Raw genomic sequence first — 10,926 nt, 5'->3', positions numbered from 1 at the left:
GCGCTCGTGTCCTCGAATGGCATCCCGAACCTCCCGGCGCAAAGCGCGCCAAACTGTTCGCGATGTCCTCGCACACCTGTTCGCGATGTCTCCGGTCCAAACAGGGGGGAGATGCCCGGCAGGGCAGAGGGGGGCGCCGTAGAGCGCCGGCCTTTAGCCCCCTTGCGACCAATCGAGGACGAGCTTGCCCTGCAGTTCAACGTAGCAGCGCGTGGAGGTTACGGCATGGATCCTAGGGTCTCCGCTACGTCGCTTCGCTCCTGCTCCGCCCTAGGATGACGAAGTGAGGGACGCTTCAGCTAACCTCGAAACTTGCGAATTGCCGTCGGCCACCACCCTCTAAGCCGCGATGCAACTGCCAATGTCCGACATCCGCGATTAGCCTTGGACCCCACGCCTTCGTCATCCTAGGGCGAAGCAGGAGCGAAGCGACGTAGCGGAGACCCTAGGATCCATGCCGTTACCGTGGCCGTGGAGTGCAGCGATCCAGGATTGCTTGCGCGCCCTCATCTCCGGCTCACCCCGCGCTGCTCTGCGGATAACAGATGATCGACAAATACCGCATCGGCAGGACGCTCAGCACTTCCGGTCCGTGCGGCGCATCGGCGTCGAAGAACAGGCTGTCGCCAGGCCTCATCGGGTAGAGATTGCTGCCGTGCCGGTAAACCACCTCGCCCTCGAGCATATAGAGGAATTCCATGCCTTCATGCTGGAAGGTCGGGAACACGTCGGAATCCTCGGTCAGCGTGATCAGATAGGGTTCGACGACGACGCCGCTGGTGTTGGAGCCGATATGGCCGAGCAGATTGTACTGGTGGCCGGCGCGCGTGCCGCGGCGTTCGACGTCGAGGCCTTCGCCGGCCTTGACGAAGACGGCACTGCGCTCTTCCTCGAAGCGGCGGAAGAAGGCGGTGACGGGAACGCCGAGCGCCCGCGACAGCGCCTGCAACGTGGTCAGCGATGGCGAGGTGATGCCGTTCTCGATCTTCGACAGCATGCCAAGCGAAATGTCGGTGGCGGCAGCCAGATCGGCGACGGTGATGCCGAGCTTCTTGCGGAAGGCCCGCACCTCGCGGCCGATCGCGACCTCCAGGACTTTTTCGCGGGTGTCGCGAATGGCGTGCGGGTTCTGGGTGAGCGGCGCGCGTATCTTGCGCGGATCGATTGCAGCGACCGACGGCTTGGCCTTGGCGGCGACGACGGCCGCAGCGGGCTTTAGACTGGATGCTTTTTTCGCCATGTTGCCACCCCGGACCTTGCCGATTCATTTCACTCACGGTGAACATATTCGGTGCCGATACAGAAGCGCAACTGCCACGGCAAGCCACCCGTGTCGAATTGCGCAATGTCTGGATTTCGCCCGAGCTACTGCGTCGCTTGGAAATCCAGCTGGGCGAAACGCGGTTTCGCGACAAGCCCTGTTGACAGCATCGAAGGGGCAATTACTGTCCTGTCAGTGAAATTTGTTTCGTTAGGGAAATGAGATCGGGAGGCCCGCAATGAAAGATCGTGTTGCCGTCATCGGAGCCGGGCCGTCCGGCATGGCTCAGCTCAGGGCCTTCAAGTCGGCTGCCGACAAGGGCGCCGACATTCCCGAGATCGTCTGCTTCGAAAAGCAGTCCGACTGGGGCGGCCTGTGGAACTACACCTGGCGCACCGGCCTCGACGAGCACGGCGACCCGGTGCACGGCTCGATGTACCGTTACCTCTGGTCGAACGGCCCGAAGGAATGCCTCGAATTCGCCGACTACACCTTCGAGGAGCATTTCGGCCGGCCGATCGGCTCCTATCCGCCGCGCGCCGTGCTGTGGGACTACATCAAGGGCCGCGTCGAAAAATCCGGCGTTCGCCAATGGGTGCGCTTCAACAGCCCGGTGCGCATGGTCACCTTCTCCGAAACGACAAAAAAATTCACCGTCACCGCGCATGACCGCACCGGCGACGTCACCTACTCGGAAGAGTTCGACCATGTCGTCGTCGCCTCGGGCCATTTCTCCGTGCCCAACGTTCCCTATTTCGAGGGCTTTTCGACCTTCAACGGCCGTATCCTGCACAGCCACGATTTCCGCGACGCCATGGAATTCAAGGGCAAGGACATTTTGATAATCGGCCGCTCCTATTCAGCCGAGGACATCGGCTCGCAATGCTACAAATACGGCGCCAGATCGATCACCTCCAGCTACCGCTCGAAGCCGATGGGCTTCAAATGGCCGGAGAACTGGAAGGAAGTGCCGCTTCTGCAGAAGGTCGTCGGCAAGACGGCGCATTTCAAGGACGGCAGCACCAAAGACGTCGACGCCATCATCCTGTGCACCGGCTACCTCCATTCCTTCCCGTTCCTCACCGAGGATTTGAAGCTGAAGACCGCCAACCGCATGTGGCCGGACGGGCTCTACGAGGGCGTCGTCTGGGAGAAAAACCCGAAGCTGTCCTATATCGGCATGCAGGACCAGTTCTACACCTTCAACATGTTCGACGCGCAGGCCTGGTTCGCCCGCGACGTCATCATGGGCCGCATCAATCTGCCCTCGGCCGAAGCCATGGCCGAGCACGGCCGGAAATGGCGGGCACGCGAGGAAACGCTTGAAGACGCCGAGCAGATGATCTGGTTCCAGGGCGACTACACCAGGGAGCTGATGGAGCAGACCGACTATCCCGGCTTCGATGTCGAGGCTGTCAATCAGACCTTCATGGAGTGGGAGCACCACAAGGCGCAAGACATTATGGGCTTCCGCGACCATGCCTACCGCTCGCTGATGACCGGCACGATGGCGCCGCTGCATCATACGCCCTGGCTGCAGGCGATGGACGATTCGATGGAAAGCTATCTCGAGATGAAGGGCGTGGCGGCGGAGTAGCAGTCCGAACGGCGATTGACTTGCCTCAGACAACTTCCCGCGCCGGGTCGGCCGCCAGCGCCAGGGAATTTGCGACGTGCTCGAGGTGCTCCTCGTCCAGAATGCTGGTCGCGACTCGGACAGCGTTCGTTTTTCCGGTCGAAAACTTCGCCCCGGCATGGACCGCGATGCCGTGGGCGGCCAGCGTGACCATCGCGTAAGGTTCCGAAGCAACCGGAATGAGGACGCTGAGACCGTGTCCGGCGTTGATATCGACATTGCGTTTGGCCAGTTCGCCGGCGAGCCGTTCGCGACGGCCGCGGTATACCTCCTTCGCCTGCTCCACCAGGGCGGCCGTGGCCGGGTCGTGCAGCAGCCAGGCGGTGGCGGCCTGCAGGATGCGGCTGGTCCATCCCGAGCTGAAGCTGCGGTAGGACTGGATCTGCTCGACGATCGTCGCCGATCCGGACAGCACGGCGAGCCGCAAATCCGGGCCGTGGGTCTTGGAATAAGACAGGATATGGACGACGCGATCGGGAAAACGCCGGCCAAGCGAAATGCGCGGCGCCGAGGCAATATCGCCGACGCCGTCATCTTCGACAATCAGCACGTCGGTGCCGGCGAGCAGGTCGCCGATGACTTCCAGCCGCGCCGACGACATGCAGGCGCCGGTCACCGAATGGACGCGCGGCTGGAACAGGAACGCGACGGGCCGCTGCCGCAGAGCGTTGGCAAGTGCATCCGGCAAGGGACCGTCGCTGTCGCAGTCTACCGGGATGATCGGCACATCGAGATCCTCGAGGATGTCGAGCAGGCGAAGCGCCGTCGGGTTCTCGATGGCCACCGGCGCTCCCGGCGGGACCAGCGCATGCAGCAAGGTGTAGATGGCGTTGTAACCGCCATTGGTGGCCAGGAACGCGCCGGGATCGTACGGCCATGACGGGCGCACTGCCGCCTCCAGCTCGGGCAGGATGCGCACCCGCTCGTAGCTGTTGAGCTTTTCGGCGCGCGCACCATGCGCCAGCGCGATGTCGAGCGGCGCCAAGAGCATCACATCGGGCTCCGCGATCGCCAGGTTCAGAACATCCTGTCCGTAATTGCCACCGCTCATGTGGCGCTCGGGCCGGGCGGCAAAGCGGTTGCCCATGATCCAGGTGCCGTTGCGTCCGCGGCCGCCGATGATCTTGTAGCGCCGCAACTCGCTCCACGCCTGCGAGACCGTCGCCGGGCTGACGCCAAGCACATAGGCCAGATCGCGCACCGGCGGAAGCTTTGCGCCGACAGGCAGCGCGCCGCTTCTGATCAGCGCACTGGTCTCGCGTGCGATGCCGCGCATCGTGCGGTCGCCAAGGCGCTCGGCGAACCATCCTGCATCGAAATCCATCGGCACCCGCAACCGTTAAAGCTAATGTTCAATAACATAATAACATTTGATCGGCCAAAAATAAACATTTACCAATCGCCGGTCAAACATAGTCTTGAAGTTCATGCCGATGCCCGTCTCCATCACTATAGCCACCCGCGATTGGGACTATCTCACCCCTTTGGTGCTGGGTGACGTCACTTCGAGCCGCTTGTCGGTGAAGGTTGACCGCGTCGCCACGCTCATTCCGGATCTCGGCACCGATCCGAACTACGATGCGGCGGAGGTCTCATTCAGCCGTTATGTGTCGGCCATGGCTTCCGGCAGGGATACGGTGGTTGGAATACCGTGCTTCATCATGCGCGGCTTTCGCCATCGCTGCATCATAACGGTCGAGGCCAGCCCGCTGGAACGGCTTTCCGACCTTGCCGGCAAACGCATCGGCGTGACCGGCTGGCGCGATTCCGGCAACACATGGACGCGCGCGGCACTTCGCCGGGCAGGCGTCGGCGTCGAGGATGCCTATTGGTTCGCCGGCAGGCTGACATCGGAGCACCCGATCGCCGACCGCCTCGACGGATTCGGCAGGCCGGGGCGCATCGAAGCAGCACCAGGTGAGCGCCCGATGATGGAGCTGCTGTCGCAAGGCGAGCTCGACGCCGTTTTCACGCCCTTCATGCCGGACGGCTTTTTCGGCCCGGCTTCCGGCTTCCGGCAAGTGCTGCGCGATTTTCGCGCGGCCGAACGCGCCTATTTCGCCGACGCCGGTTATGTCCCGGGCATGCATGTGGTCGCCGTCAAGGCGGCAGTGGCCAGGGAGCACCCCTGGCTGCCGCAGGAACTCGCCAGGCTGATCGACGAAAGCCAGCGCGTCTGGACGGGAAAGCGCCGAAAATATGCCGATACCTCGCCCTGGATCCTCGAGGAGCTGCTTCATGCGGGGCGCGACCTGCCTGCCTCCTGGAACGCCAGCGGCCTGCCGGCCAACCGGCGCATGATCGAGGATTTCGTCACCGAGCTCCATGCCCAGGGCATTCTGGCGGAACCGATTTCCGCCGAAGCCTTGTTTCCTTTCGAGGCCAGATCGCGGGCCACCGCAGCCTGACAACGTACAACGAAGAACACGAAGGAGAATGCCATGAGGACAATCAGCTTCATATTCGCCTCGCTCGTCACCATGCTGGCGCAGGCCAGCTTTGCCCAGGATATCCAGAAGCAATCGGTGAACGAGGATTTGCGGGCCCGGCTGCCGGAAGAGATCCGCACGGCGGGAAAGATCACAGCCGTCAACAACGGCTCGTTCCCGCCCTATGAGATCGTCACCGGCACCGAACTGTCGGGGGCGACCAGGGACATTTCCGACGCCATCGGCCAGCTGCTCGGTGTCGAGATCGATCATGCCTCGGTCGCCGGCCTGCCGGCTTTGCTGAGCGGCATCAATGCCGGCCGTTATCAGTTCGCGATGGGGCCTGTCGGCGACTATCCCGACCGGCAGAAATCCAACGACTTCATCGATTGGGTGCGCGAATACGTCGTCTTCGCCGTCGAGAAGGGCAACCCGCAAGGCATCACCTCGCTCGACACCGCGTGCGGCAAGCGCATCGCCGTCATGTCGGGTGGCTCGGCCGAGAAGGTCATCAAGCAGCAGGCGCAGAAATGCACCGAAGGCGACAAGCCGGCCGTCGAGGTGCAATCCTTCACCGACCAGCCGAGCTCGATACTGGCCGTCCGGTCGAAACGCTCCGACGCATTCTTCTCCTCGCAGGCGCCGCTGACCTATTTCGTCGAGCAGGCGAAGGGCCAGCTGGAACTCGCCGGGGTCGGCCAGGCCAACGGCTTCAAGGACATCTACCAAGGCGCCGTCGTCAAGAAGGGTTCGCCGCTGGGCGGCGTGCTGCTCGATGCCTTCAAGATCCTGATGAAGAACGGCACCTACGCCGCGGTCATGAAGAAGTGGGGTCTCGAGAAGAACATGATCGATGCGCCAGGCATCAACCAGGGCCAGTAGAGGCTGCCATGACCGATGCCACCGCTGCCTACGCGGCCGGGCTGCCGCGACGTCCCGACGACGCGCTGCGCGACGTCAAACAAGCCCACCGGCCGTTTCCGCTCGTCCGGCTGGCGCTCTGGGCGTTCACCGTCGCCGTGGCAGCCGGCTTCGCCTATATCGTTGCAGTCAACCCGAATTTCGGCTGGCCGGTGGTCGCCCAGTATTTCTTCGATCCGACGGTCATGCAGGGGCTTTCGGTGACGCTCGGCCTGACGGTCGTGGCAATGATCCTGGGCATCGTGCTCGGCCTGCTGCTCGCCATCGCGCGCATGTCGAGCGACAGGCTGGCATCCCTTCTCTCCGGCCTGTTCATCTGGTTCTTCCGGGGAACGCCGCTGCTGGTGCAATTGATCCTGTGGTACAACCTTTCGACGCTGTTTCCGCGCATTTCCATCGGCTTCGCCAGCTGGAACACCAACGACCTGATCACTCCGTTGACCGCCGCCGTTCTTGGTCTAGCGCTGAACGAGGCCGCCTACATGGCCGAGATCATCCGTGGCGGGCTGCTGTCGGTGGACAAGGGACAGGCCGAAACGGCTGAAGCCTTCGGCATGACCCGCGCCCGGTCCTTGCGGCGCATCATCATCCCGCAGGCGATGCGGTCGATCGTGCCGCCGACCGGCAATCAGCTGATCAGCATGATCAAGGCGACGTCGCTTGTCAGCGTCATCGCCATGGCCGACCTGCTCTACTCGGTGCAGTCGATCTACAACCGCACCTTCGAAATCATTCCGCTGCTGATGGTTGCAGTGCTGTGGTACCTGCTGATCACCTCGGTCCTCAATGTCGCGCAAGGCGCGATCGAACGCCACTACAGCCGCGGCGACCGCGGCGCGCGCGAGAAGACGGCGACCGCCACCCTGGAGGCCGCCAATGAGCGCGCATGACACGCCTCTGGTCCGGGCGCGCAACGTTCACAAGGCCTTCGGCCCGCTCGAAGTGCTGAAGGGCATTGATCTGGACGTCGCGCCTGGCGAGGTGGTGGTCATTCTCGGACCGTCCGGCTCCGGAAAGTCGACCTTCCTGCGATGCATCAATCATCTCGAGGCGATCGACCAGGGGTCGATCGAGGTGGACGGCGAGCAGATCGGTTACCGGTTGCACGACGGCCGCCTCGACAAGCTTTCCGACCGCGCGATCGCCGCTCAGCGGCGCAAGATCGGCATGGTGTTCCAGCAGTTCAATCTCTATCCGCACATGACGACCCTGCAGAACGTCATCGAGGCTCCGGTCGGCGTTCACCGGGAGAACCGCAAGGAGGCGATCGGCTACGCCCGCGAACTGCTGACCCGTGTCGGTCTTGCCGACAAGATCGACGCCTATCCGCGCCAGCTTTCAGGCGGCCAGCAGCAGCGCGTCGCCATCGCGCGTGCGCTCGCCATCCGCCCGAAATTGATGCTCTTCGACGAGCCGACCTCGGCGCTCGATCCGGAGCTGGTCGGCGAGGTGCTCGCCACCATGCGCGATCTCGCCAGGCAGGGCTTGACCATGATCGTGGTCACGCATGAGATCGGCTTCGCCCGCGAAGCGGCGGATCGGGTGGTGTTCATGGACGACGGTAATGTGATCGAGGCCGGGCCTCCGGACGAGGTTCTCGCCAAACCCAGACACCCGCGCACGCGGGCTTTCTTGAGCCGTTTCATCTAAAAGCAAAGCCGGCGCGGCACCTGCTCGGCCGGCAAAGGACCTTCCATGCCAAAGACCTCCAACCAGTTCGCCGATATTTCCGACTTCGCCGACAAGGCCGCCGAGCTTGCAGCGGCCCGCCAGCACCTGCACGCGCATCCCGAGCTTTCATTCCAGGAGCACGAAACGGCTGCATACGTTGCCGAACGGCTCGAAAGCTGGGGCTATGAGGTGACGCGAAATGTCGGCGGGCTCGGCGTCGTCGGTCGCCTGCGCCAGGGCAGCGGCCGCAGCATCGCCATCCGTGCCGACATGGACGCCCTGCCGATCACCGAAGCTACCAATCTCCCTTATGCCAGCCAGGCCAGCGGCAAGATGCACGCCTGCGGTCATGACGGCCACACTACGATGCTGCTCGGCGCCGCCGAATACCTGGCGCGCACACGGCATTTCAACGGCACGGTGAACCTTATTTTCCAGCCGGCCGAAGAAGCCGGCAAGGGAAGCGGGGCGCAGGCGATGATCGCCGACGGCCTGTTCGAGCGCTTTCCCTGCGATGCGATATTCGGGCTGCACAACCACCCGGGCGCGCCGACGGGTTCGTTCCTGATGCGCGCCGGGCCGCTGATGGCGGCGAGCGATACCGTCACCATCAGGATCGCCGGGCGTGGCGGCCACGCCTCGCGTCCGCACCTGACGGTCGACCCGATCGTCGCTGCCGCCAACATCGTCATGACCCTGCAGACGGTTGTGTCGCGCAACGTCAACCCGATCGAGACCGCTGTCGTCACCGTCGGCACGATTCACGGAGGCACGGCCTCCAACGTCATTCCGGAACACGCCGAAATCACGTTGAGCGTCCGCTCCTTCTCCGCCGAGATCCGCGACACGCTCGAGCAGCGTATTCGCAATATCGCAGCACTTGTGGCGCAGGCGCATGGCGCAACGGTCGAGATCGAGTACGAGCGCGGCTACCCGGTGGTGGTCAATTCCGAGCGCGAGACGTCCTTTGCGACAGACATGGCTGTCGAACTCGTCGGTCAGGACAAGGTGTCCGTCTGCCCGTTGATCCCCGGTAGCGAAGACTTTTCTTATTTCCTCGAACACAAACCCGGTTGCTTCCTGCGCCTCGGAAACGGCGAGGATTCAGCCATCCTGCACAGCTCGAAATATGATTTCAACGACGGCAATCTGACCGTCGGCGCAGCGCTCTGGGCTCGTTTGACCGAGAGATTCCTGGCCGCTTGATCCATACTTGCGGCTTGGATTGTCGATCGGCCGGTCGAGCATTATTGGGGCGACCGGCCGCGCGACGATGCTCAACGAATTCTCACGCATTCCCCCTCTTCGAATGCGATAAGGGCTTCGCTTTCAGACAAACAAAAAGTCACCCGTCGTCAGCGGGCTTGTAAAGTTTGCGAGAGTAACTTGATCGACTCCTGCGGTAACGATGGTGTCGGTTCCACTTTGCGCAATTGTGAGATCATCGAACGATTGCACGCCCTCCACGCCACTAAATACAATGGTGTCGTCTTGGGTCTGGCTGAAATCGTAGATGGTGTTTTGGGTTCCGACCTTCATTGAACCATCGTCCTTGAATATGAATTGATCTCTGCCGCCCTGAGCCAGTTCGCTCAGTTGCCCGTCACCCCACATGTCGTTGACGACGGTGCAGCCGGGTGCCGCGCTCCCAGCGTACAGGGTATCGTTTCCGCCCAGAGCCGAACCGGACATTTGCAGAGCGTCGCCGCACAGGAAGTTGCGGACCTGGCCGCTTTCGCTGTTGTGGCCCCCGGTAAGAATGTCGTTGCCGCCCGCGGCGGACCCGGACATAGCGAATGTGTCGCCATACAACTCGCTTTGAACATCAGGACCAGAGCTCTTATTGCCGCCGGTTAGGATATCATTGCCGCCCACAGCATTGCCGGCCATCGCGCCAGCGTCGCCATAGGCGAAATTATGGGTGCCTTGCAGCACGGCCACGTCATCGCCCCCGCTAGCAGAGTCGGACATGATGCCGGCCGCGTCACCATAGAAACTTATCACGAACCCACCCACGCTCGTGAAGGTGTCGTCGCCGCCCTTAGCAAAGTCGGACATATGTAGGCTCGCGTCGCCAAAGAAGGTTTTGGTCTGAATCGTGCCACCAAAGTCTGTGTAATGGTCGTCGCCACCCTGAGCATGGCCAGACATGCTGCGACCGGCATCACCGTAGAAAATAGTGTTGGCGTCACTAGCGCCATTGAAAGTGTCGTTGCCGCCCTTGCTGTAGTCCGACATATCGCCGCTGGTGTCCCCGTAGAAAGCGTTGCTGGAGTCGCTCCTGGCCGTGAAACGGTCGTCGCCACCTTGAGCATGGCCAGACATGTTGTTCCCGGCGTCGCCAAAGAAAATGTTGACGGCCACGCTGGTGCCCTCGAAGGTGTCATTGCCACCCTTGCTGTGGTCGGACATATCGACGCCGGCGTCACCGTAGAAAGTGTTGAAGGAGTTGGGAAAGGCCGTGAAACGGTCGTCGCCGCCCTGAGCATGGCCGATCATGTTGCCGCCGGCGTCGCCGAAGAAAATGTTGCTGGCTTGCGCGGCGCCCGTGAAAGTGTCGTTGCCGCCCTTGCTGTGGTCCGACATATCGTCGCCCGCGTCACCGTAAGCAGTGGTGGTGGAGGAGCTCGACACCGTGAAGGTGTCGTCACCGCCCCGAGCAAAATTGAACAAGCTCCGAGCCGCGTCGCCGTAGAAGGTGTAAGTCGACGGTGCGGTTTCCGTAAAGGTGTCGTTGCCGCCTCTTGAGAAATCGAGCAGGCTGCCGCCAGCGTCGCCGGTCAAGATATTCGTATTCGGATCGCCTGTGAGGGCGTCATCGATACCCCGCTGATGATCTGCCAGATCACCGGTAGTAAAGGGAACGCGTTTAGACATTTATCCGCTCTCCTGTTGAGCCTACCCGTCCCATGGCAGCCGTACGATGTGAGGCAAAAACGAGCAATAATCCCGAATGGCTATGTCTTTAGGCGTAGGGATCGGTGCCTCGTTAACGGCGCGCTTGGCGG

At 62.4% G+C, this 10,926-nt stretch carries 9 protein-coding genes; 6 read left to right on the top strand and 3 right to left on the bottom strand.

The genetic code is table 11. From position 1 onward, the window contains the following. Positions 1-517: 517 nt before the first annotated feature. Positions 518-1,240, bottom strand: a complete 723-nt coding sequence (locus NKJ81_RS08325; protein ID WP_352473419.1) for a helix-turn-helix domain-containing protein — start codon at positions 1,238-1,240, stop codon at positions 518-520. Positions 1,241-1,499: 259 nt separating this feature from the next. On the opposite strand from NKJ81_RS08325, the gene NKJ81_RS08320 reads away from it, so the two are divergent. Further along, on the top strand, positions 1,500-2,858 hold the full coding sequence (locus tag NKJ81_RS08320; protein WP_352540152.1) for a trimethylamine monooxygenase: 1,359 nt from the start codon (positions 1,500-1,502) through the stop codon (positions 2,856-2,858). Positions 2,859-2,883: 25 nt separating this feature from the next. Here the strand turns inward: NKJ81_RS08320 and NKJ81_RS08315 are convergent, their stop codons facing one another. Next, complete coding sequence (locus NKJ81_RS08315) at positions 2,884-4,221, bottom strand: aminotransferase-like domain-containing protein (RefSeq protein WP_352473417.1); 1,338 nt, start codon at positions 4,219-4,221, stop codon at positions 2,884-2,886. Positions 4,222-4,330: 109 nt separating this feature from the next. Between NKJ81_RS08315 and NKJ81_RS08310 the strand changes: the two genes are divergently transcribed. The 5 genes from NKJ81_RS08310 to NKJ81_RS08290 all read left to right on the top strand — a co-directional run bounded on the left by NKJ81_RS08310 (position 4,331) and on the right by NKJ81_RS08290 (position 9,124). Next, positions 4,331-5,305, top strand: a complete 975-nt coding sequence (locus NKJ81_RS08310; RefSeq protein ID WP_352473416.1) for a substrate-binding domain-containing protein — start codon at positions 4,331-4,333, stop codon at positions 5,303-5,305. A 72-nt stretch (positions 5,306-5,377) separates the two neighbouring features. After that, on the top strand, positions 5,378-6,208 hold the full coding sequence (locus tag NKJ81_RS08305) for an ABC transporter substrate-binding protein (protein ID WP_502898545.1): 831 nt from the start codon (positions 5,378-5,380) through the stop codon (positions 6,206-6,208). Positions 6,209-6,216: 8 nt separating this feature from the next. Beyond that, positions 6,217-7,137 (top strand): amino acid ABC transporter permease, encoded by a 921-nt coding sequence (locus tag NKJ81_RS08300; RefSeq protein ID WP_352473414.1) that lies wholly within the window; start codon positions 6,217-6,219, stop codon positions 7,135-7,137. Then, positions 7,124-7,897 (top strand): amino acid ABC transporter ATP-binding protein, encoded by a 774-nt coding sequence (locus NKJ81_RS08295; protein WP_023674014.1) that lies wholly within the window; start codon positions 7,124-7,126, stop codon positions 7,895-7,897. Before NKJ81_RS08300 ends, NKJ81_RS08295 begins: the two co-directional genes overlap by 14 nt. A 45-nt stretch (positions 7,898-7,942) precedes the next feature. After that, complete coding sequence (locus NKJ81_RS08290) at positions 7,943-9,124, top strand: M20 aminoacylase family protein (RefSeq protein WP_352540150.1); 1,182 nt, start codon at positions 7,943-7,945, stop codon at positions 9,122-9,124. Positions 9,125-9,247: 123 nt separating this feature from the next. Here the strand turns inward: NKJ81_RS08290 and NKJ81_RS08285 are convergent, their stop codons facing one another. Continuing rightward, positions 9,248-10,795, bottom strand: a complete 1,548-nt coding sequence (locus NKJ81_RS08285; protein WP_352540149.1) for an autotransporter outer membrane beta-barrel domain-containing protein — start codon at positions 10,793-10,795, stop codon at positions 9,248-9,250. Positions 10,796-10,926: the final 131 nt, after the last annotated feature.

Source organism: Mesorhizobium sp. M0018, assembly GCF_040323955.1.
Classification (GTDB): domain Bacteria; phylum Pseudomonadota; class Alphaproteobacteria; order Rhizobiales; family Rhizobiaceae; genus Mesorhizobium.
The sequence above is the reverse complement of the archived record's forward strand: the minus strand, read 5'-3'. Positions and strand labels throughout refer to the sequence as shown.

Bases quoted from the DNA above. Each gene is read 5' to 3' on its own strand.
- NKJ81_RS08325 (WP_352473419.1), bottom strand. From the start codon at position 1,240: ATGGCGAAAAAAGCATCCAGTCTAAAGCCCGCTGCGGCCGTCGTCGCC.
- NKJ81_RS08320 (WP_352540152.1), top strand. From the start codon at position 1,500: ATGAAAGATCGTGTTGCCGTCATCGGAGCCGGGCCGTCCGGCATGGCT.
- NKJ81_RS08315 (WP_352473417.1), bottom strand. From the start codon at position 4,221: ATGGATTTCGATGCAGGATGGTTCGCCGAGCGCCTTGGCGACCGCACG.
- NKJ81_RS08310 (WP_352473416.1), top strand. From the start codon at position 4,331: ATGCCCGTCTCCATCACTATAGCCACCCGCGATTGGGACTATCTCACC.
- NKJ81_RS08305 (WP_502898545.1), top strand. From the start codon at position 5,378: ATGCTGGCGCAGGCCAGCTTTGCCCAGGATATCCAGAAGCAATCGGTG.
- NKJ81_RS08300 (WP_352473414.1), top strand. From the start codon at position 6,217: ATGACCGATGCCACCGCTGCCTACGCGGCCGGGCTGCCGCGACGTCCC.
- NKJ81_RS08295 (WP_023674014.1), top strand. From the start codon at position 7,124: ATGAGCGCGCATGACACGCCTCTGGTCCGGGCGCGCAACGTTCACAAG.
- NKJ81_RS08290 (WP_352540150.1), top strand. From the start codon at position 7,943: ATGCCAAAGACCTCCAACCAGTTCGCCGATATTTCCGACTTCGCCGAC.
- NKJ81_RS08285 (WP_352540149.1), bottom strand. From the start codon at position 10,795: ATGTCTAAACGCGTTCCCTTTACTACCGGTGATCTGGCAGATCATCAG.